At 40.4% G+C, this 21,475-nt stretch carries 24 protein-coding genes; 15 read left to right on the top strand and 9 right to left on the bottom strand.

The window, feature by feature from the left end; translation table 11 throughout:
• Window positions 1–6 precede the first annotated feature (6 nt).
• Genes Q0E08_RS04020 through Q0E08_RS04010 form a run of 3 tightly spaced genes read right to left on the bottom strand, consistent with a single transcriptional unit; the run spans window position 7 to window position 3,683 of the window.
• Window positions 7–2,193, bottom strand: a complete 2,187-nt coding sequence (locus Q0E08_RS04020; protein WP_294777250.1) for a SulP family inorganic anion transporter — start codon at window positions 2,191–2,193, stop codon at window positions 7–9.
• Between the two features lie 16 nt (window positions 2,194–2,209).
• Window positions 2,210–2,884: a tRNA (guanosine(46)-N7)-methyltransferase TrmB gene (gene trmB, locus Q0E08_RS04015; RefSeq protein ID WP_294777248.1), complete on the bottom strand. Its 675-nt coding sequence runs from the start codon at window positions 2,882–2,884 to the stop codon at window positions 2,210–2,212.
• A gap of 19 nt (window positions 2,885–2,903) precedes the next feature.
• Window positions 2,904–3,683: a heparan-alpha-glucosaminide N-acetyltransferase gene (locus Q0E08_RS04010; protein ID WP_294777246.1), complete on the bottom strand. Its 780-nt coding sequence runs from the start codon at window positions 3,681–3,683 to the stop codon at window positions 2,904–2,906.
• A 112-nt stretch (window positions 3,684–3,795) separates the two neighbouring features.
• Between Q0E08_RS04010 and Q0E08_RS04005 the strand changes: the two genes are divergently transcribed.
• The 6 genes from Q0E08_RS04005 (at window position 3,796) to ytvI (ending at window position 9,443) form a co-directional block, all read left to right on the top strand.
• Window positions 3,796–5,172, top strand: a complete 1,377-nt coding sequence (locus Q0E08_RS04005) for a glycoside hydrolase family 28 protein (RefSeq protein ID WP_294777244.1) — start codon at window positions 3,796–3,798, stop codon at window positions 5,170–5,172.
• A gap of 16 nt (window positions 5,173–5,188) precedes the next feature.
• Window positions 5,189–5,596 (top strand): protein-export chaperone SecB, encoded by a 408-nt coding sequence (locus Q0E08_RS04000; protein ID WP_294777242.1) that lies wholly within the window; start codon window positions 5,189–5,191, stop codon window positions 5,594–5,596.
• Window positions 5,596–5,781 carry a DUF6472 family protein gene (locus tag Q0E08_RS03995; RefSeq protein ID WP_294777240.1) on the top strand — a complete coding sequence of 62 codons (186 nt, stop codon included), beginning with the start codon at window positions 5,596–5,598 and terminating at the stop codon, window positions 5,779–5,781. Before Q0E08_RS04000 ends, Q0E08_RS03995 begins: the two co-directional genes overlap by 1 nt.
• Before the next feature lie 185 nt (window positions 5,782–5,966).
• A complete protein-coding gene (locus Q0E08_RS03990) occupies window positions 5,967–6,185 on the top strand; it encodes a cation transporter (protein ID WP_294777238.1) in 219 nt (72 codons plus the stop codon).
• A 21-nt stretch (window positions 6,186–6,206) separates the two neighbouring features.
• Complete coding sequence (locus tag Q0E08_RS03985) at window positions 6,207–8,102, top strand: heavy metal translocating P-type ATPase (protein WP_294777236.1); 1,896 nt, start codon at window positions 6,207–6,209, stop codon at window positions 8,100–8,102.
• 117 nt (window positions 8,103–8,219) lie between these two features.
• Window positions 8,220–9,443: a sporulation integral membrane protein YtvI gene (ytvI, locus tag Q0E08_RS03980; protein ID WP_294777234.1), complete on the top strand. Its 1,224-nt coding sequence runs from the start codon at window positions 8,220–8,222 to the stop codon at window positions 9,441–9,443.
• A 62-nt stretch (window positions 9,444–9,505) separates the two neighbouring features.
• Here the strand turns inward: ytvI and Q0E08_RS03975 are convergent, their stop codons facing one another.
• From Q0E08_RS03975 to Q0E08_RS03965, 3 genes are read right to left on the bottom strand one after another with little or no spacing between them, the layout of a single operon-like run.
• A complete protein-coding gene (locus tag Q0E08_RS03975) occupies window positions 9,506–10,474 on the bottom strand; it encodes a TlpA disulfide reductase family protein (RefSeq protein ID WP_294777232.1) in 969 nt (322 codons plus the stop codon).
• A 13-nt stretch (window positions 10,475–10,487) separates the two neighbouring features.
• Window positions 10,488–11,456, bottom strand: coding sequence for a 4Fe-4S binding protein (locus tag Q0E08_RS03970; protein WP_294777230.1), 969 nt, complete (start codon window positions 11,454–11,456; stop codon window positions 10,488–10,490).
• Window positions 11,449–11,613 carry a CD1871A family CXXC motif-containing protein gene (locus tag Q0E08_RS03965; RefSeq protein ID WP_294777228.1) on the bottom strand — a complete coding sequence of 55 codons (165 nt, stop codon included), beginning with the start codon at window positions 11,611–11,613 and terminating at the stop codon, window positions 11,449–11,451. Before Q0E08_RS03965 ends, Q0E08_RS03970 begins: the two co-directional genes overlap by 8 nt.
• A gap of 124 nt (window positions 11,614–11,737) precedes the next feature.
• Here Q0E08_RS03965 and Q0E08_RS03960 point away from each other — a divergent pair, with 124 nt between their 5' ends.
• The 8 genes from Q0E08_RS03960 to Q0E08_RS03925 all read left to right on the top strand — a co-directional run bounded on the left by Q0E08_RS03960 (window position 11,738) and on the right by Q0E08_RS03925 (window position 18,968).
• Window positions 11,738–12,412 (top strand): response regulator transcription factor, encoded by a 675-nt coding sequence (locus Q0E08_RS03960; protein WP_294777226.1) that lies wholly within the window; start codon window positions 11,738–11,740, stop codon window positions 12,410–12,412.
• Window positions 12,409–13,557, top strand: a complete 1,149-nt coding sequence (locus Q0E08_RS03955) for a cell wall metabolism sensor histidine kinase WalK (protein ID WP_294777224.1) — start codon at window positions 12,409–12,411, stop codon at window positions 13,555–13,557. Before Q0E08_RS03960 ends, Q0E08_RS03955 begins: the two co-directional genes overlap by 4 nt.
• Window positions 13,558–13,727: 170 nt before the next feature.
• Complete coding sequence (locus Q0E08_RS03950) at window positions 13,728–14,156, top strand: ACT domain-containing protein (protein WP_177664914.1); 429 nt, start codon at window positions 13,728–13,730, stop codon at window positions 14,154–14,156.
• Window positions 14,157–14,167: 11 nt separating this feature from the next.
• Window positions 14,168–15,385 (top strand): homoserine dehydrogenase, encoded by a 1,218-nt coding sequence (locus tag Q0E08_RS03945; RefSeq protein WP_294777222.1) that lies wholly within the window; start codon window positions 14,168–14,170, stop codon window positions 15,383–15,385.
• A 55-nt stretch (window positions 15,386–15,440) separates the two neighbouring features.
• Complete coding sequence (locus tag Q0E08_RS03940; RefSeq protein WP_294777220.1) at window positions 15,441–16,649, top strand: aspartate kinase; 1,209 nt, start codon at window positions 15,441–15,443, stop codon at window positions 16,647–16,649.
• Window positions 16,650–17,151: 502 nt separating this feature from the next.
• Window positions 17,152–17,865, top strand: coding sequence for a LiaF transmembrane domain-containing protein (locus Q0E08_RS03935; RefSeq protein WP_294777218.1), 714 nt, complete (start codon window positions 17,152–17,154; stop codon window positions 17,863–17,865).
• Window positions 17,862–18,701, top strand: coding sequence for a DUF4097 family beta strand repeat-containing protein (locus Q0E08_RS03930; protein WP_294777216.1), 840 nt, complete (start codon window positions 17,862–17,864; stop codon window positions 18,699–18,701). The genes Q0E08_RS03935 and Q0E08_RS03930 overlap by 4 nt, the downstream gene beginning before the upstream one ends.
• A 15-nt stretch (window positions 18,702–18,716) precedes the next feature.
• Window positions 18,717–18,968 carry a PspC domain-containing protein gene (locus tag Q0E08_RS03925; protein ID WP_366775037.1) on the top strand — a complete coding sequence of 84 codons (252 nt, stop codon included), beginning with the start codon at window positions 18,717–18,719 and terminating at the stop codon, window positions 18,966–18,968.
• Window positions 18,969–19,037: 69 nt separating this feature from the next.
• Here the strand turns inward: Q0E08_RS03925 and Q0E08_RS03920 are convergent, their stop codons facing one another.
• The 3 genes from Q0E08_RS03920 to Q0E08_RS03910 form a co-directional block, all read right to left on the bottom strand.
• Window positions 19,038–19,448, bottom strand: a complete 411-nt coding sequence (locus tag Q0E08_RS03920) for a hypothetical protein (RefSeq protein WP_294777214.1) — start codon at window positions 19,446–19,448, stop codon at window positions 19,038–19,040.
• Window positions 19,449–19,570: 122 nt separating this feature from the next.
• Window positions 19,571–19,804, bottom strand: a complete 234-nt coding sequence (locus tag Q0E08_RS03915) for a hypothetical protein (RefSeq protein WP_294777212.1) — start codon at window positions 19,802–19,804, stop codon at window positions 19,571–19,573.
• Window positions 19,797–20,705 carry a DUF4417 domain-containing protein gene (locus Q0E08_RS03910; RefSeq protein WP_294777210.1) on the bottom strand — a complete coding sequence of 303 codons (909 nt, stop codon included), beginning with the start codon at window positions 20,703–20,705 and terminating at the stop codon, window positions 19,797–19,799. The genes Q0E08_RS03915 and Q0E08_RS03910 overlap by 8 nt, the downstream gene beginning before the upstream one ends.
• Window positions 20,706–21,001: 296 nt before the next feature.
• Between Q0E08_RS03910 and greA the strand changes: the two genes are divergently transcribed.
• Complete coding sequence (greA, locus tag Q0E08_RS03905; protein WP_294777208.1) at window positions 21,002–21,469, top strand: transcription elongation factor GreA; 468 nt, start codon at window positions 21,002–21,004, stop codon at window positions 21,467–21,469.
• Window positions 21,470–21,475 lie beyond the last annotated feature (6 nt).

Raw genomic sequence — 21,475 nt, 5'->3', positions numbered from 1 at the left:
TTAATGTTATTGATTATCTTTTCTTTGGCGTTCTTTGTGCTTTTCAGCAAGTTCGTCAAGGTGTTCTTTTCTCTTTTCAACGATTTCTTCGTGGTAATCGTGGAGTTTGCGGTAAAGTTCGGGCTGTCTGTCACGAAGCAGGTGCATATGTTCATGACGGCGGTCGCGGAAGTTTTTGAACGCTTCCTCGTCCTCTTTCTTTACATATTGGTACAGAGTTTCTCGACGCTCTTCAATTTGTTTTGCAAGTTTGTCTTCGTTGATTCCTGTTGATTTTGAAAGTTCACTTAAATGTAATTCAAGCGATTCAAGAAGAATGTCTTCATCAAACGAGCCGAGTCCGGACCATAGGTCTGTTAGTTCAAGCAGGCTTTTTTCATCAAGGTTTGCATTTCTTGCATTTTTGAGAATATCCTCGGTGTAGGCTTCGATTCGTTCCTCAGCCGAGTCGCCGAAAGCCCATTCAAATTCGTGCAGTAACTGCTCTTTAAAGTTCGGAGCAACGGTCGTTTCGCTGTCGTTTTCGCCGAGTTCAAGTTCATACGGCTTTTGAATACCCTGTGCACGAAGTGCCGCCGATATTGTTCGCCTTACTCCGCCCTCTTCTATTATGTGGCCCAAGTCAAGCTGTCTGAGTTCGTCATTGAGAGCGTGCGAATGCTCCGTTAAGTAAAAACGAATTCCGTTTTGCTTTAGCTTTGTATATATTCCCTCAAGTGTTGCCGCACCCGTTGTGTCAATGCTTCCGATACTGCTCGCATCAACTATTATGCATTTGGTGTCGGGCTTTACGGCATTTTCAATATCTTCTCTGAATTCTTTAACATTTGCAAAAAACAGATTTGCCCTGAAGCGGTATATAACAACATTTTTAATCGGTCTTGCATTTTCATTCGTGTTCAAATCAAAGAAGCCGCCTCTGTTCGGTACAACTCCCAAAAATGAGCGTGGCGGATTGCTTTCACGAATTACAACATTTACAAAAGAAAGAATAACACCGATGATAACGCCGTAGATTGTGCCGAAAATCAGCACTCCGAAAAATGCGGCAAGGAAGATGAAAAATTCTTTTTTGTTGATTTTACGCAATTTTTTGGCAAGGTCAAATTCTATTGCACCCAGCAAAGCCGATATAACGATTGCCGTCAATACGGGCACGGGCAAATACTGAATAAATCCTGTGCAAAATGTTACGATAGCAAGCATAATAACGGCGGCGGTAATTGATGTTACCTGACTTTTGCCGCCGAATTGGTTGTTCATTGAACTCCTTGAAACACTGCCGTTAACAGGGCAACAGCCGACTGCCGAAGCCGAAATGTTGCACAGTGCAAATGTGAGCACCTCGTTGTTGTCGTTGATTTTGTAATCGTTTCTTATTGCAAAATTGTTTTCCGACAGCAGGGTTTCTGCCATAATAACAACGGCTATTGTGAGCGACAGCCCCATGCCTTTTATCGGACTGACAGCCGAAAAATCAAGCAGGCTGAAGTTATCAAGGCTGTTTGTAACCTTGGGCAGAGTGCTGATTTCAAACGGTGTGCAGTAGTTAAAGAAGTGCTGAAGTACACCTGCCGCAATCATGATGAGCACCGGCATAGGAAACTTAGGTGCGAATTTTTTGCATATCAAAATCAAAGCAAGCGTTGTAAGTCCGAGTATAAGCGACGGCAAGCTGAAATTGAGCTTGGACTGTTTAACTATGTGAACAGCAAGCTCGTGGATTTCACCCGTGCCGGATACGCCGCCGAAAAGTTTTGGTATCTGCATAAGTATGATTGTTGTGCAAATTCCGCTGATAAATCCGCCCATAACAGGAGTGGATACATATTCGGTCAGCCGTCCTGCTTTGAATATGTAAAACAGAAACAGCCATACGCCCGTATAAAATGCAAGAAGCGGTACAACTTTTTGTGCATCTTCGCTGCCTGCCGATATGCCGAGAGTTGCAAGCACTCCGCCTACCAATGCCGCAGGTGCCGCATCAACACCGAATATAAATTGCGGCGATGACGAAAACAACGCAAATATTATCACCGGCAGTATTGAGCCATATAGTCCATATATTGGCGGCAGTCCCGCAATTTGTGCATATCCCATTGATATAGGAATAGACACAAGTGCAATGATTATGCCGCTTATTATGTCATTTGGCAAGGTTTTGAGCCTTGCTTTTTTCAGTCCGCCAAACATTATAACATCATCTCGTTTATTTTTTTAGTCTTGCTTCAACTCTGTAAATAGGGAAGCCTTGTGATGAAAATCTTGCTTCGTATTCCGTTACAATATTGCCCTCAAAATCGCTGTTGTGCAAATCCAAACTGATGTTTGACAGCTCAAATCCGTTTTTGCTGAAGCTTTCAAGCGAAAATTCAAAGAAGTGCATATTGTCGGTTTTTTGAAAAATTGCCGCATCGTCGGTCATAAGTTCCTTGTATATGCCCAAAAATCTGTCTGCCGTCAGTCTGTGGCAGGCGTGGCTCTTTTTTGGATAAGGGCACGAGAAGTTTAGGAATATAAGACCTATGCTGTGTGCCGGCAGGTAAGACGGAAGGTATTCCGCCGCACAGTCTAAAAATTTGATGTTTGTAAGCCCTTCTGCTTTCGCTTTTTCACAAGCCGTGCAAATGACATCCCTTACTTTTTCAACGCAGATAAGATTGATGTTTGGGTTTTGCTTTGCGTATGTAACGCCGAATGTGCCCATACCGCAGCCGACTTCAAGATATACTGGGTTGTCGTTGCCGAAAAGTTCTTTCAAGTCAAGCAAATGTTTTTCGTTTTGTACATCGTTGAAGTTCAAACTGTCGTTTCTGAGAGTTATAAGATAATCCTGTACTTTTTCAAGTCGCTCTTCAAGATTTTTTTTGTGTCGCATTCTCATATTTTTTACCGTTCCTTAATTAACTTAATTTTATTTTGTAATATATTTTCATCGCTTCCAAAAAAGCATACAGCAGGGCATACAGCACAACCTGATGTCCGAGATAAAACCAAAGGCTGTTTCGTCCCACAAAGGCAAAGATTTTTGAGTGCTTTTTGTATGTCCAAGCCGGAAATTCGCCGTTTTTTGCGTATTTGCCCAAAAATGCTCCTGCCAAAAACATAAACAGCCACGGGAATATCGAAAAATAGTCCGCACTTTCAAATTTGCCGTTGAATATGCCGAGCGGCATAAGTATGTTTGTTGACGGCGTAGGCAGTTTGACAAGTCCAAAAATAAGTTCGCCCGAGTTTATTCCGTATGTTGCCGCAAACAAAACGGTTGATATAAGCATACCGATTTTGGGATTGATTTTTTCAATCAACGGCATTGCCAATCCTGTGATTATCATACAAACACCCAAGCAGTGAAGTATGCCGAAATATATTTCCGCTCCGTATATTCCCATAAGTTTCGGCATAACAAACGCCGTTACAAATGTTACGATTAAGCCTGCACCGAGCACGATTGCACCACGCTTTGCCGTGTTCCTTGACAGCCGTGAGCATATACCCGAAATGATGATGAATATTGCCCAAAATATCGGCTGAACTTTGCACAGTGCATTAAATACGGTGTAACCCCAATCAAGGCTGAGCACATCGCCCACATCCAAAAAGAAGTGATGCACTATCATTGCCAAAATCGCAAATCCACGCAGTTCGTCAAGGATTTCTATTCTTTTTTTGTTTGTTTTCATAATTTTCTCCATAGAATTATTAAGTATATAATATATCATTTAAAAAATATTGTAAATATAAATTTTATATGTTATTATAAGTTAGATATTAAAAAACGAGGTACTTCTTTTTATGAAGATTTATAATGTTATGCAATACGGTGCCAAGGGTGACGGTACAACAAACGATGCCTTTGCCATTCAGCACGCCATTGATGATTGCACAAAAAACGGCGGCGGTCAGGTTGTTTTGCCGTCGGGCAAAGTGTTTTACAGCGACTCAATCAAGCTCAAGGCAAATGTTGACTTGCATATCCAAAAGGGTGCAAGGCTGAAGGCTACAAGCAATATTGACGGATATATCCGTCCCAACAAATTGATTAACGACCCTAAAACCGCACTTATCGGCAATCCGGTAACGGGTAAGCCGAGCTTTGTGTTTATTTATGCTTATGAGGCGGATAATTGTACAATAAGCGGTGAGGGCACTGTTGACGCAAACGGTCACGCTTTTGTTCAACGCAAGGATAAGTACTATGTAACGGGTGATTTTTACCCTCGTCCTACCGTTATTTATGTTGAAAAAAGCAATCATATTACATTTAAGGAGTTTACGGTTGTCGATGCTCCGTTTTGGACTCTTCATCCTGCCGGATGCGATGATGTGCTTATTGACAGAATTCGTATTCTCAACGATTTGGATGTTGCAAATTCCGACGGTATCGATCCCGACCATTGCAGTAATGTAAGAATTTTGGGCTGTCATGTAACCTGTGCGGATGACTGTATTTGCCTCAAGGCAAGCAAGGGCAATGCCGAATACGGTCCGTGTGAAAATATTATTATTGACGGCTGTACTTTGGTTTCAACCTCTGCCGCAATCAAAATCGGTACTGAGGGTGTCGGCGATTTTAAAAATGTAATTGTGTCAAATTGCATTATCTCCAAATCAAACAGAGGTCTTTCAATTCAAATCCGTGACGGCGGCTGCGTTGAAAATGTTACATATTCAAATATAATTATCGAAACACGCAGATTTTGCCCGGATTGGTGGGGAACAGCTGAACCTGTTGTTATCACCACATTTAACCGCGACGAAAATACAAAGAGCGGCACAATCAAAAATATTCGCTTTTTCAATGTTACCGCAAAGGGTGAAAACGGTGTTCTCATCCACGGCAATGCAGAAAACATCATTGAAGATATTACATTTGAAAATTGCAAAATCACTCTTACAAAAACATCAAAATGGGACTGCGGACTTTATGATTTGCGTCCTTGCCTTGATTGGGGCGTTGAAAAGTACGACAATTCCGCATTTTTTATCAGATATGCCAAAAATGTGCTTATCGAGAAAACGCAAACTGCGTGGGGTAATCTTTGCGACAGTTACAAGCACGCAATAGATGCCGAAAATGTAGAAAATCTTGAACTTGTAAGATTCAGCGGCAAGGCTGTTTCTCCGCTTGTTGAAGATGTTAAACTCAGTAATGTAAAATCAGTAAAATAACAGGAGGTAAAATGTTATGATAAATATGAGAGGATACAAGGTTAATTCGCTTGAATTCACCAATAATGTAGAAAACGGTACACAACTTAAACTTCAAAATCAGGTTAAATATAATGTTAATTATATGGATGCGGAAAAAAGATGCGTGGGTATGCTTCACTTCAGAGTAGAGGATGCCGACAATCAGCCTTTTGAAATCGAACTTGAATTGGTTGCAGAATTTTCTTTTGAAGATGAGGACCAAAAGCCTGATATTCATGTAGGTTCTTTTGACCAAATTTTCCCGTTTGTTCGTCAAATAATCAACACAACAACATCAATGTCGGGTATGCCGGGCCTTGTTATTCCTACAATGAAGCTCAACAGAGATTCTGTTGAAGTAGGCAAGCCGCCTAAAAAAGATGATGAAGGAATGCTTAACTGATGGCTGATTTGTGTGATACTTGCTGGTACAATGTTTATGATGAAGAAGCCGATATAAATATGTGCGACCTTCAGCTTGACCAAGACGAATACGGTGAGCTTCTTATTCGTGAGCGTCAGGGTAAGCCGTGTAAATATTACCGTAAGGATGTCGGAGAATACGGCATTGTAAGAAAACAGAATTAAAAAATTATCCTCTTTGTTTGCAATTTGAACAGAGAGGATTTTCATTTAAAGATATAATTTTTGGATTTTGTTTTTATTTTTATATTTTCTATTGACATTGACATATAATATGGTATAATACAGTTGAACATATGAATAGTTGTTCATATGTTGAACAATTAAATATAAAAAATGAGGGTATAACAATGAAAAAGACATACAAGATTGATGTGGATTGTGCAAACTGTGCCAACAAAATGGAGGATGCCGCAAATAAAGTGGACGGTGTTGCGGCTGCAACCGTAAATTTTATGATGCTTAAAATGATTGTTGATTTTGAAGAAGGTGCAGATGAAAAGAAAACCATGAAGCAGGTGCTTAAGGCTTGCAGAAAGGTTGAAGATGATTGCGATATTTTCTTCTGAATTTAGTTGGGAAGTGGTTTTATGAGCAGAAAACAAAAAAAGATGCTTGTTCGTATTATTGTGACGGCTGTACTGTTTGCAGGTTTGTTTGTGTTCGAAAAATTTGTTCCGATTACAAGCAGAATTCTGCGTCTTGCCGTTTATATGGTGCCGTATTTTGTGATTTCCTATGACATTCTTAAAAAGGCATTTAAGGGCATAATTAAGGGTCAGGTGTTTGATGAAAACTTCCTTATGGCTGTTGCATCCGTCGGTGCCGTTGCCATAGCGGTGTATGGAAACGGCTCGTATAACGAGGCTGTTGCCGTTATGCTTTTTTATCAAATCGGCGAGTTGTTCCAAAGCTATGCCGTAGGCAAAAGCAGACGAAGTATATCCGAACTTATGGATATTCGTCCGGATTATGCAAATATCGAGGTTGACGGCAAAATAGAACAGGTTGACCCTGATGAAGTTGAGGTTGGCTCAATAATTGTTGTGTCGGCAGGCGAAAAGGTGCCTATTGACGGCGTAATCGTTGAAGGTTCAACAACGCTTGATACAGCGGCACTTACAGGCGAAAGCGTGCCGAGAAGTGTAAAAGAAAGCGATGAGGTCATCAGCGGTTGTATCAACCTTACGGGTACTGTCAGAATTCGCACAACAAAGCCGTTCGGTGAGTCAACGGTGTCAAAAATTCTTGACCTTGTTGAAAATTCGTCATCAAAAAAATCAAAAAGCGAGCAGTTTATTTCAAAGTTCGCAAGAATCTATACTCCGGCGGTTTGCGGCGGTGCACTTGCACTTGCGATTTTGCCTCCTGTTGTCAGCCTGATTATCGGCAAGGATGCTATGTGGCTCACATGGATTTACCGTGCTCTTACATTTCTTGTTATCAGCTGCCCTTGTGCACTTGTTATTTCTATTCCGCTTTCATTCTTTGCGGGTATCGGCGGTGCTTCAAAGGAGGGCGTGCTTGTAAAAGGCTCAAACTATCTTGAAACTCTTTCAAAAACAAAAATAGTTGTGTTTGACAAAACGGGCACAATGACAAAGGGCAATTTTGAAGTGACGGAAATTGCTCCGGTCGGTGTTGAAAACAACGAACTTCTCAGACTTGCGGCATATGCCGAAAGTTATTCATCTCACCCTATCAGCAAATCGATAAAATCGGCTTACGGTAAAGAAATCGACAACGCAAAAATTTCTGATGTAAACGAAATCAGCGGTAACGGTGTTCTTGCGGTTGCAGACGGCAAAAAGATTGCAGTGGGCAACAGCAAGCTTATGGATAAATTAGGTGTGGAATATACCGCTTGCTCAAAGGTCGGCACGGTTGTTTATGTTGCGGTTGACGGCAAATATTGCGGATATATCCTTATTTCCGATGCACTCAAGCCGACATCTGTTGCGGCTGTAAAGGCTATGAAGAATTGCGGGGTCAGAAAAACCGTTATGCTCACAGGCGACTCAAAAAAAGTTGCCGATGCAGTAGCAAAAGAACTCGGTGCAGACGAGGTATACAGCGAACTTCTTCCGGCTGATAAGGTTAGTCAGGTTGAGCGACTTCTTACAGATAAAGGCGAAAAGGAAAAACTTGCCTTTGTAGGTGACGGCATTAATGATGCTCCGGTTCTTTCAAGAGCCGATATAGGTATCGCTATGGGTGCACTCGGTTCCGATGCCGCTATTGAGGCTGCCGATATTGTTCTTATGGACGATGACCCGATGAAGATTTCAAAGGCAATCAAAATTTCGTCAAAGTGCCTCAGAATTGTAAACGAAAACATTTATTTTGCACTTGGTGTTAAGGCGTTGTGCCTTATCTTCGGTGCAGTCGGAATTGCCAATATGTGGGTGGCTATTTTCGCCGATGTAGGTGTTATGGTGATTGCTGTACTCAATGCAATTCGAGCACTTTCAGTCAAAAAACTTTGATACTTTTTTAAGGATGCGTTTGGTTATAAACACATCCTTAATTTTTTTAAAAAAGTCTTGAATGAAACGGATTTTGGGGTTATGATATAAATATACTGTTTGAAAGGAATTTTAACTATGAACAGCCATGTTGAACAAAGACGGGCGTTTTTGATTGATTTTGCATATGTTGCACTTATTTTGGCACTTATATATGTTTTTTTCAAGTTTTTGTTTTGGATAACCGCACCGTTTTTGCTGTCGTTTTTCTTTGCGGTTTTGCTTCAAAAACCGCTTCGTTATCTTGATAAAAAAACAAACAAAAAGGCGCATGCCTTTTGGTCGATATTTTTGGTTGTTGTTTCAACCGCAGTGGTTATCGTTCCTTTGGTGTTTATTTTGACGGCTGTGTTTGGCAAAATTTCTGATTTTATCAACTATATTTCCGAGCAGTTAAGCGATATTTCTTCGTTTTTATCAACCGTTGAAAATTGGATTTTGAATACTCTCCAATTTTTACCTAAGGGGATTTATCATTCCGTGTCCGAAACGATTACAAGTTGGTTTGACAAACTCCAGCCTAATGCGGCAGCGGGTGCGGCTTCTTCGGCAGGACTTCTTTCAAACCTTGATTTGGGCAGTATTACAAGCAAACTTTCATCCGGTGTGTCAAATGTATATTCGATTGTAAAAGGTGTTCCTTCAATCCTTATCGGTGTTGTTATCGGCATTGTTGCTTGGATACTTTTCACAAAAGATTACGATTATATTGTAAGATTTATACAAAGACAGCTTCCTGACGGCAAAAAGAATGTACTTGTTGAGTTTAAGCAAGTATTCTCAAAAACAATTTTCACAATGTTTAAGGCTTACGGCATAATTATGTGCATAACTTTCAGCGAATTGTTCCTCGGATTTTCAATTCTTTCACTTATGGGAATTATGAAAAACAGCTACTTTGCGGTTATCGCACTTGCAATCGCCGTGTTTGATATTTTACCTGTTGCGGGATCGGGCGGTATTCTTATTCCGTGGGCATTGTTCTCGCTTATTTACGGCAATTATAAGCAGGCTGTCGGACTTATCGTGTTGTATGTTATTATTACCGTAATCCGTCAGTATATCGAGCCGAAAATTGTCGGCACTTCGCTTGGCGTTCATCCTATTGTAACGCTTATGGGTCTTTACTTTGGACTTAAACTTTTCGGATTTATCGGTATGTTCCTTGTGCCGCTCACCGTTATGACGCTTAAAGCGTTTAATGATGCCGGCAGAATTAATATTTGGAAATCCTCACCCGAAAAGGAAACCGAGCCTCCAAAAAAAGAAAAGAAAAAGAGATTAAAATCAAAAAGTAAATAATGAATAAAAATAACCTCTCCCATTGAATTCGGGAGAGGTTATTCTTTTACTGTGTTGTTTTATTATTTAACCTGTAAAGCCTGATCAATGAGCTTTTCAAGTGTCTTTTTTTGTTTATTCTCGGTTATGGCACCTACAATCGGCTCGCCTACAATGTTGCCGTTCTTGTCAACAACATATGTTGTAGGGAATGAGAAAATATTTGATGTGAATTTGCCTGCGTCGCTGTTTGAATCAAACCAAATATTCTTGTAGGTTATGCCTTTTTTTGAAAGGATGTCCTTTGCTTCGGAAATTGCGGTTTTGTCGCCGTCAAGTGTGAATGTGTTGATGCCGACAACTTGACCGCCTTTTTTGGCAAGTTCCTTGTTGAGCTTTTCCAATTCCGGAAGTTCACCTACACAAGGCTTGCAAGTGCTGAACCAGTAGTTAACAACTGTTACATTGCTGTTTGCGAAAAGGTCGCTGCTCTTTACATCGTTGCCGTCAAGGTCTTTGCCGTCAAATGACGGAAAGCTTGTTGCGTCACCGCTGTCTGAAACAACGCCTGCGCTGTTTGCCGGCACGCTGTCGCCGTTTGAAGGTGCGTTTGCACATTCGGGATATTTTTGTTCCAAGATTGTGAGTTTGCCCTCAATTTCCTTGATTTGTTCTGCACCGGCTACAAGTTTTTTGTATTCTTCATCTGTGAACTGGTCTTTTGCACTCTCAATTGTTGTGAGGAGAAAATCGCCGTAGTTTGTTCCGTCCTCAATCATTTTACTGTTTTTGTTTGACGCCAAAAATACTTTGTTCCAAAGCTCTGTGTCCGTTGACAAAATTTCGTTTTCTTTTTCCATAAGTTGATTGTAAAGTTTTGATGCTTCATCGGCACTGTCCGGCTCTGTTGCCATCAAGGTTGAAATGCTTGAATCTGTTGATTGTTCTTCGCCGTTGTTGTCCTTTGATGTTGAGCAAGCAATAAGACTGACTGCCAACACAGAAACTAATAATACTACTGTTAAGATTTTTGAAAGTTTTGAAAACTTCATAGTTTTTCCTCCGTTATAATTCCTCATTTGTTTCATTTTTGTTTGTTTTGTTTTCGATTTTTGCGTTTTCGTCTACTGTTTTTCCAAGCAAGTCAAAGCCGTATTGAAAGCTGACTGCTTCGGTAGGACAGGCACTTATGCACTTTCCGCATCGGATACATTCGGTGCTGTTAGGTGTTTTTGTAACATCAACATCCATTTTGCACACCTTTGCACATTTTCCGCACGAAACGCATTTGTGCTCGTCTACCTTCATCCCAAACAGCGAAACTTTGTTGAACAATGCGTAGAACGCACCGAGCGGGCAGAGCCATTTGCAAAACGGTCTGTAAAACAGCACGCTTAAAACGACTACCGAAATCAATACAACAAGTTTCCACGAAAACAGTTTTCCCAATGCCGAGCGGATACCCTCGTTTACTGCCGACAGCGGCAACGCACCCTCAAGCACACCTTGCGGACATATGTATTTGCAGAAATACGGGTCGCCCATCCCCAAATCATTTACTATGAGCACCGGTAATAAAACAACTGCCAACAGCAGCACTGCATATTTGATATATGTCAGCGGTTTGAGCTTTTTTGTTGAGAGCTTTTTTGTCGGAATTTTGTGCAGTAAATCCTGCAACCAACCAAACGGGCACAAAAATCCACAGATGAAGCGTCCGAGCAAAACTCCCAGCAGAATGAGAAATCCTGTTATATAATAGGAAAACTTATATTTTGACGAGCCGACTACCGCCTGAAACGAGCCGATTGGGCAAGCACCCGATGCGGCAGGACAGGAATAGCAGTTCAGACCCGGCACACAAACGGCTTTGCCTTTGCCTTGATAAATTTCGCCTTTGACAAAATTCGGCAGATGAATGTTTGTAAGCAATGTTGCTCCTGCCTGAATCCATCCGCGAAACTTGGCTAATCGGTTAGATGCCGAATGTTTTTTCTTGTTAAGGTTTTTATTCTTTGTTTTCTTTTTATCCAATTCCTACACACTCCAAACACAACTTGATTGCCTTGCTCAGCACAGTTTCAACTTCGCCACGCATCGCTCCGAAACCTAACATAACCGCTCCGGAAGCAAGCAACACAACCTGTGATAAAGCCTTTTTAACTCTTGTCAATTCAATCACTCCTTTCATTTTACGGTGTCATTGTAGCATATCGGATATAAATTTTTCGTTAAGAACAGAAATTTAACACGGATTTTATGTTTTTGTGCTATAATTATAAATATAAATACATTTTAAAGCAAGGAGAGTTTTTATGCACATTTTAGTTGTTGAGGACGAAAAAACATTGTGCGAAACAATCGCCCGCAGCTTAAAGCGTCTTGCATACAGCGTTGATTGTTGCTATGATGGATTAACCGCAATGCAAATGCTTGCCGATGATAATTTTGATCTTGTTGTGCTTGATTTGAATTTGCCCGGTGCCGATGGTATGACCGTTTTGAGAACACTCAGAAAAACCGACCGTGACACAAAGGTGCTGATTTTGTCTGCCCGCAGTGAGGTGTCCGACAAGGTTGACGGTTTGGATGCAGGGGCAAACGATTATTTGGCAAAGCCGTTTCATTTGGAAGAACTTGCCGCAAGAATTCGCAGTCTTACTCTCAGGCAGTTCACACAAAATAATGTTGTGCTGAATTGCGGTGATGTTTCGTTTGATACAAAGTCACGCAAGGCTATTGTAGGTGGTGAACCTTTGCCGCTCACACGCAAGGAAACAGGCATACTTGAATATCTTATGGTCAACAGAGGTCGCCCCATAAGTCAGGAAGAACTCATTGAGCATGTGTGGGACAACAGCGTTGATAATTTCAGCAATTCAATAAGGGTACATATTTCCGCTTTAAGAAAAAAACTTCGCACGGCTCTCGGATATGACCCGATTCGCAATCGCATCGGCGAAGGATATACAATGGAGGAGAAAGAATGAAAAAATTATCTCTTCAATGGCGAATTACTTTGATGACCGCAATACTTATCGGTATAACCTGCGTGTCGATGAATTTACTTATAGGTTATTCGGGCACGCATTATATGGATTCAATCGGTACGGATATATCTGCTAACAGCGACACCGATAAAGGCGAGCAGGAATATTTTGACCCAGAAAGTTCGGAACTCGGACAAGATGTTACCATTATAATTAACGGAGCACAGGAGTCGTTTGTTAATACAAATTGGTGCATTACGGCTGTTGTAACATTGCTTGGCGGCGTGCTTGCATATTTTGTCAGCGGCAGAGCGTTGAAACCGTTACACACTTTTGCGTCAAGGGTTGAAAATGTTCAGCCGAATAACTTGCCGGATATGAAAATAACCGATGATGTACCTACCGAATTTAAACAATTCAGCACTTCGTTTAATCAAATGCTTGACCGCCTTAATGAGGGCTTTACGGCACAACGGCAGTTTACGGGAAATGCCGCACACGAATTGCGTACCCCTCTTGCATTGCTTCAGGCACAGCTCGAACTGTTTTCTGTTGAACATCCCGATTTGGATGCGGAAAGTGCCGACTTCCTCAAATTGTTGCAGGAGCAGACAGAGCGAATGTCGCAGGTTACAAAGACCTTGCTTGAAATGAGCGATCTTCGAACCGTGCCTTGCAATGACAGCATTGAACTTGCACCTATGATTGAGGAAATTCTTGCCGACCTTTCTCCTGTTGCCGAGAAAAAGGGCGTCACCCTTGAATGTGACGGCAACGGCACTATGGTGGGCAGTGACACCTTGATTTACCGTTTAATATTTAATCTTACCGAAAATGCAATCAGATATAACCGACCTGACGGAAAAGTGCGTGTTTCTGTTTCGCAGGAGGATGACAATCTTGTTTTGAGGGTTGCCGACACAGGTTGCGGAATACCCGATAAGTATAAAGAAAGCATTTTTCAGCCGTTCTTCCGTGTGGACAAATCCCGCAGCAGAGAAAACGGCGGTGTCGGTCTCGGACTTTCGTTGGTTTGGGAAATTGCCGATATTCACGGCGGCAAAGTTCAGGCAGAGGAAAGCACGGAAAACGGAACCGTTATGGCGGTTACTTTTCCGTTGAATAAAGAAAACAAGGATGATTAGTCCTAAACAGAATAATATGTATGAAAAAGTGGTTTGGATTTAATATTTGAACCGCTTTTTTATTAATTTTTCACAAATTGGAAAATAATCCTTGATTATATCATTGTTTTATGCTAATATATGTAAAGTGTTTTTCACAGTAATACAACTGTCCACAGGTGGTGTACACTATGGGAAAAGTTAATTATTTACTTGTTGATATGTCCGTACTGCCTGAGGTATATGTAAAGGTGATTGAGGCAAAGGGCTATTTGCAGTCGGGTGAAGCGGCAAATGCTTCGCAGGCGGCAAAAATGGCAGGAATATCCCGCTCGGCATACTATAAATATAAGGATAAAATATTTGAGTACAGCGAGCAGGGCGACGATGTCACAACAATCAATGCCAAACTTCAGGACAATGCCGGAGTGCTCGGCTCGGTTATGAATGAGCTTTATTTGGCAGGGGCAAACATTTTGGCGGTTAATCAGAGCATACCTGTAAATAATATTGCAGATGTGTCAATTACCGTAAGTTTTGCTCAGTCGGGGCATATGACAGATGAAGTTTTAGAAAAAATAAAATCAGTCGGCGGAGTTAAATCTGCCGAATCGGTATAGGAGGATAAAATATGAAAGTTGCAGTTATGGGCTACGGAACAGTAGGCTCAGGTGTAGTAGAAGTTATCGAAACTCATGAAAAAAGTATTAAAAACCGCACAGCAGGCGAAATGCTTGAAGTAAGTCATATTCTTGATTTGCGTGATTTTCCGGATGATCCTCATGCGGATTTGTTTACAAAGGATTTCAACGATATTCTCAACGACCCTGAAACAAAGGTTGTTGCCGAAACAATGGGCGGGGTTAATCCTGCATTTGATTTTACAATGAAGCTCCTTGAAGCAGGCAAAAGCGTTGTTACTTCAAACAAGGAACTTGTTGCTCAAAAGGGTCTTGAACTTCTTGAAGCAGCCGAAAAGCACGGCGTTAACTATTTGTTCGAGGCAAGCGTTGGCGGCGGTATTCCTATTATCAGACCTATGGCACAGTGCCTTGCAGCTAACAATATTGAGGGAGTTGCAGGTATTCTCAATGGCACAACAAACTTTATTCTTACAAAGATGATTGAGGACGGTATGACCTTCGAGGACGCTCTCAAACTTGCACAGGATAACGGCTTTGCCGAAAAAGACCCAACAGCAGATATTGAGGGCTTTGACGCATGCCGCAAGGTTTGCATTCTCGCTTCTCTTGCATTTGGCAAGCATGTATATCCAAATCAGGTAAGAGCAGAGGGCATCACAAAGATTACTCTTGAAGATGTTGAGTATATTTCATCGGCTCACGGTGTAATTAAGCTCCTCGGTCAAATCAAGAAGATTGATGACGAAAAGATTGCCGCATTTGTAAGTCCTGCCGTTGTATTCCACGGCTCACAGCTTGCAAGCGTAAACGGTGTATTCAATGCGATTCTTGTTCGCGGCGATGCAGTAGGCGATGTATGTTTCTACGGCGCAGGTGCAGGTAAACTTCCTACCGCATCGGCTGTTGTTGCAGATATGGTTGATTGCGCCGTTCATGTTAACAGAAGAAAGAACTTCGGCTGGGGTCCGGGTTCGGAAGATTATGTTGTTGATGAAAAGTCTGTTCTTGAAATGCCGTTCTATGTAAGAGCAAAGGCAACCGAGAGCGAGGCTGTTGCATTGTTCCACAATGTCAAGTTCCTTTCAAGAAAAGGTCAGCCGTCAGATGAAGTTGCTTTCATCACCGATTCTATGACCGAAAATGCTCTTGATAAGAAGCTTGAAGGCGTAAATGTTATCAACAAGATTAAGGTAACGAATTATTAATTTGTAATTATTTGCGGAGTTATTCCGCTGTTCAGTATATTTTAGGAGGAACATTATGGCACTTATTGTCCAGAAGTTCGGCGGCTCATCGGTAGCAAATGCCGAGCGTGTAATGAATGTTGCAAAAATTGTAACGGATACTTATAAGGCAGGCAACGAGGTTGTTGTGGTTGTTTCCGCTCAGGGCGATACAACAGACGACCTTATTGCAAAAGCACAGGAAATCAATCCAAAGGCAAAAAACAGAGAAATTGACCAGCTCCTTGCAGCAGGCGAGCAAATTTCAATTTCACTTCTTGCAATGGCTATTGAGTCACTCGGATTTCCGGTTATCAGCCTCTTGGGTTGGCAGGCAGGATTTAATACAAATTCGGTATACGGTTCTGCAAGAATTAAAAATATTAAGCCAAACAGATTGCAGGCAGAACTTGCAAGGCACAATATCGTTGTAGTTGCAGGCTTCCAAGGTATTAACAGATATGATGACCTTACCACTCTCGGCAGAGGCGGTTCGGATACATCCGCTGTTGCCATTGCGGCTGCACTTCATGCAGATAAATGTCAAATCTTTACCGATGTTGAGGGTGTTTACACAGCAGACCCGAGAAAGGTTGAAAATGCCCGTAAACTCAAGGAAATTACTTATGACGAAATGCTTGAGCTTGCAACATTGGGTGCACAGGTTCTCAACAACCGTTCGGTAGAAATGGCAAAAAAATATTCCGTAGAACTCGAAGTTCTTTCATCACTTAACCCGATTCCGGGTACCATTGTTAAGGAGGTAGCAAAAATGGAAAAAATGTTAATCAGAGGCGTAACAAAGGATAAGGATGTTGCACTTGTATCGGTTTTGGGTGTTAAGGACAATCCGGGCGTTGCGTTCAATATCTTCTCAAAGCTTTCACAAAAAAATATCAATGTAGATATTATTCTTCAGTCATTCGGCAGAGATAACACAAAGGATATCGTATTCACAGTAAGCAAGGACAACGGCCCTGTTGCTGTTAAACTTCTTGAAGAATCTTCACATCTTCAGGAAGCAAAAATTGTTTGCGACACAAATGTTGCCAAGGTTTCAATCGTAGGCGCAGGTATGGAATCTCATCCGGGTACCGCAACAAAGATGTTCGAGGCTCTTTATGAAAGAGATATCAACATCCGTATGATTTCAACATCCGAAATCAAGATTTCCGTTATCATTGATGCAGATGATGCAGACAGAGCTGTATCGGCGGTTCACAACGCATTCATTCCAAACGACTGATTTAAGTTAATAGAAATTATTACGGCTTCTCAAAATGAGGGAAGCCGTTTAGTCTGCCGATAAAGCTCCTGAAACACGCCAAAATATAATCAACCGAATTATGCCTCCCATTTTTTAAAAGGGGAGGTGGCAACACGAAGTGTTGACGGTGGGGTTTTAAAAACGCCGTAGGTATTGAACCTACGGCGTTTTGGCGTTTTCCGTTTTTTGCTCGGGGGCGGTACCTATGTACAGCTCCCACTCGCAAGAAAACGAAATTCAGAACCTTTCTCAACAGCCTGCATTGTGCCATAAATACTTTTTGATACACTCGCATTTTTTTCTTTGTCAAATCATTTGCTTTGTTTTGTGAACCGCCGTTTACAATGTGAATAAATTGTAATAAAGAGGTCACAATTCCGTAATATAAAAACTTTATATTAACTATTAGCCGATATGGTTGTATTTTATGTACAGATGTGCTATTGTGTAATAAAGAAACTATGAAAAGGAAGGGATAGTTATGAAAAAAACAAAGGGCATAATTTGGGGCGTGTTTATTATCGCACTCGGCATTTTGTGGGGACTTAAAGAAGCGAATGTTATTGTGCTTTCAAATCTTTATTTTGACGGTTGGTGGACTTTGTTTATCATCATTCCGTCGGTTATCGGTCTTATCACAGAAAAGAATAAAAAGGGCAGCTTGATTTGCCTTGCGGTCGGATTGGCTTTGTTTGCAAATGAATATTTTGATCTTTGGAAATATAAAAAATATTTGCTTCCGCTCATCATTGTTATTATCGGTGCAAGCGTGATTGTGGGCAATATTTTTGACAAAAAAACGGATTATCCGCAGGTTGACGGACAGGGTGCACAAAGCCCTGATACATACGGCGAACCTGTTTATATTCCGCAGGGAAATCAGGAATATTATGCTTCGTTTACAAGCGAAGATTATCGTTTTGATAACGGATTTGCAGGCGGCAAGTTCAGTGCAACTTTCGGCGGAATAAAACTTGATATTCGCAACGCCGACATAGTTCATAACTGTGTTATTAACACCAACGCAACCTTTGGCGGAGTTGAAATTTATGTTCCGCAGGATGTAAGAGTTGTGGTAAAATCCAACAGCGTTTTCGGCGGAACTTCGGATAAGAGTAACAAAAATCTTCCGCCTGATGCAAAAACCGTTTTTGTTAATACAACAAATCTGTTCGGAGGTACCGATATAAAATGAAAAATAACAACTCATTAGGCAAAGTTGTTTACATAATCGGTAAAATCTTTGCAATAGTATTGATTGTTTCAATTATCACTGCGGTTGTTCAAGGTGTTTTTTCGATTTTTTCGGGCGGCGGAGTGCTTAATTTCGGCGGTCATAAAGAGGACGAAAGTTCTTATTTTTCGCAGGAATATATTGACGAACTTGACGGATATTGCCTTGTTGCCGAATTGAAAGCAACGAATGTAACGGTTAATTCCGGTGACAAATTCGAGTACAAAACCAACAACAAATATGTTACCGTTAAGCAGGAAAACGGCAAAATTATTATTAAGGAAACAAAAATCGCAAAAAATAAAAAAAGCGGCAAACTCGAGCTTACAATACCTAAGGACAAAACCTTTTCAACCGTTGATTTTTCAAGCGGTGCCGGCAATGTTACAATTAACGGACTGAGCACAAACGAACTTGATTTTGAACTCGGTGCGGGTGATGTCACCGTTAATGACCTTGTTGTAACCGACAGTGCCGAGATTGATTGCGGCGTCGGTAATTTCAATGTTAACGGCGGAAGTATCAAGGATTTGGAACTCAACAGCGGAGTGGGCAATGTAAGTTTTTCAACTGCTCTTTTCGGTGATTGTGAAATTAACAGCGGTATCGGCGAGATTGATTTTAATGTTCTCGGTCCGGCAGATGATTATTCGGTTTCTGCCGGCAAAATGGCAGGAGAGGTATATGTTGACGGCAAAAAAGTATCGGGTGATACAACTGTCGGCAACGGTCAAAACGAAATAGAAATTAACGGCGGTTTGGGCAAGGTGAGCGTTTTCTTTGCTCAAAACCAATAAAAGGAGAATAAAATTATGAGTAAAAAATTATATAAGTCAACAACCGACAGAAAACTCTGCGGCGTTTGTGCAGGCATTGCAAATTATCTTAACATTGACCCGACGGTAGTAAGACTTTTGTGGGCACTTATTACATTCCTCGGCGGTGCAGGTGTTATTGCGTATATTGTGTGTGCTCTCGTCATTCCCGATGAGCCGTATAATAACAATTATCAAGACCCGTATTATGCACCGACCGATGATTCGGGCAATAACCAAAATAATTAATAAGAAAAGAGGTTATCTCAAATTAATGAGATAACCTCTTTTTGACAGCTTGCGTTTTTTTAGGAACAACTATTCATTTGATACAAGATATATGTCAAAATCTTTTCTTTTGCCTTCAACAACAACCCGTTCAACCTCTTCATCCCAAAACGGCAACAGATAATTGTTATATCTTTTCTCGATTTTACTCTTTTCTGTTGGATTACTTTTCATAAATTGTTCATAGTTTTTTATAATAAAAACATATTTATCATTGGGTAAAAAATCATCATCGGTCATAAAATCATATTCACTGTGATTATCTTTTTTCCATCCTTCGGGTAAATCGCTGAAGCCGAATGCTTGCCAAAGCCTATCAAAATATTCTTCGTATGTTGTTATGCCGCTTCCGTCCATAACAATATATTTTGTGTCGCTGTGCTTGTAAAGAATTTTCTTTTCTTCAAATTCTTTTGCAGTCATTTTGTACAATTTGTTCATATCATTTTATCTCTGCAATTCATTTGATATAAGATAGATGTCAAAATCTTTTCTTTTGCTTTTGATAACAGTAATTTTTGTGCATGTATCAGCAAACTTTTGTTGTTAGCTTTACAATTTATTTAGTATATCAAATCAGTTACACTTTTCCAAATATTTGACAATGGGGTATTGTCAATTTTTGCGTTGATCATAAATTCGTCAACGGTATCAAAATATTTTGGCTCTTTATAGTATTCACAGAATGATATTTTGCCTTTGTTGGTTTCGGTAATTGAGTATGATTTTCCTTTGTAAGAGAATTCTATATCATATCCTGTTTCAATTAATTTTTTTAATTCGTTATAATTAGTCATCAACTTTACTCCTTTTTGGTTTATTTGGGTTGCTCCAATCCCATTTATGTTCATGTGGCACTTTGGGGTGTTCTTTTGGATTTCCATGATCAGTATAGTCTATATCTTTTTGTGCACGCCCGTTTTTATCATAATAACGATCTCTTATCTTTTTCCCATTATGATAAAGTGTTTTTTTAGAATTTGGTTTTGATTTAGAAGGCAGTTTGTTTGTTGACTCCGGATTGCCCGAACTTTGACCGTCAGCGGAACCACCGCCCTTTGTACATGTTCCGGTGATATAGCCATAAAAGGTCTTGATATATAAGTTTTTATTTGCATTTCGCAAATTATTTGTTTCTGCATAATCAATTTCGATTATATCGCCTTTCATTTCATCAAAAGGCTTACCGTAACAAATAATTTTGCTTGGCTTTATGCGGCTCAGCATTTCATTATAGCCGAGCATAAAATGTGCTTTTTCTTTTTTTACCCCGATTGTTGAAACTGCAACTGCACAACCTTTTTCAATTCCGTCAAAACAAAAATTAAAACTTGTTAGATCACCCCACCGAACGGTTGGGATAACATTTATACCCTGCTCTTGCAGATAAGCACCGACCCATCTGTTTTTGAATGTGCTGAAAAGCTGCAAAGCAATCGGCATTTCAACAAACATACTGAAATCGGGTGAAAGAACAGCATTAAATTGTTTCAGTGTTTCAATTTTCTTTTCGGGATTGTTATATATGCTTTCAAATCTGTAATCGTCAAGAAAGAAATGTACTGTGCTTTTGTAATCATTACTTTGATTAATTTTATCATAACCGATTAGGCTCGCATCTTCAAGACCGATTTCTTGTTTTTTTATAAGCGGAAGCTTAAACATCCCAACGCTTTTGAATTGATTTCTGAGAAACATTGCGTCGTTTCTGAATTCGTAACTTGTAATAGAAATTCCTCCTTTTTTATTTGGTAATTTCCATATTAGTGAACGAAATCAGCCGTTGCAACCATAGGTACATTTAATCGGTCATAATGTATGCGCTATATAGTGTAAATATTGAACAGAATAGGATAAATTTTTTAAAAATTAATTTTTATTACTTTAAATAAATTCGCCGTCAAATTTTTGTTGTTGACATTGTGCACAATATAATATATAATTATTTAGTTAAAAAGTATATTTTTATAAATTTTATTTAAGGAGTTATCAATATGGCAGCAAAAACATTTACAATGACTGCGGCAGGTAAGGCAGAACTTGAGGCAGAGCTTGAACAACTTAAAACCGAAGGCAGAGTTGACATTGCAGAAAAACTTAAAGTTGCCCGCTCATACGGTGACCTTAGTGAAAATAGTGAATATGATGAAGCAAAATCGGAACAGGCAAAGATTGAAGCAAGAATTCAGGAACTTGAATATCAGCTTGAAAATGCCGTTATCGTTGACTCATCGGCAGGCGACAAGGTTTCTATGGGTTCAAAGGTAACCGTTCTTCGCAAAACAGACAATCAGGAATTTGTTTACGAAATCGTAGGCTTCTCACAGAGCAATCCGTCGGCAGGCAAAATCTCCGATGAAAGCCCGGTAGGCAAGGCACTTCTCGGTGCAAGCGCAGGCGAAACAGTTGTTGTTGAAGCTCCTATCGGCAACTTGGAATTTGAAATCAAATCAATCGACTAATTGAAA

The organism is uncultured Eubacterium sp., assembly GCF_934561735.1.
Taxonomy (GTDB): domain Bacteria; phylum Bacillota; class Clostridia; order Oscillospirales; family Acutalibacteraceae; genus Eubacterium_R.
This window is presented reverse-complemented; position numbering and strand designations above follow the sequence as displayed.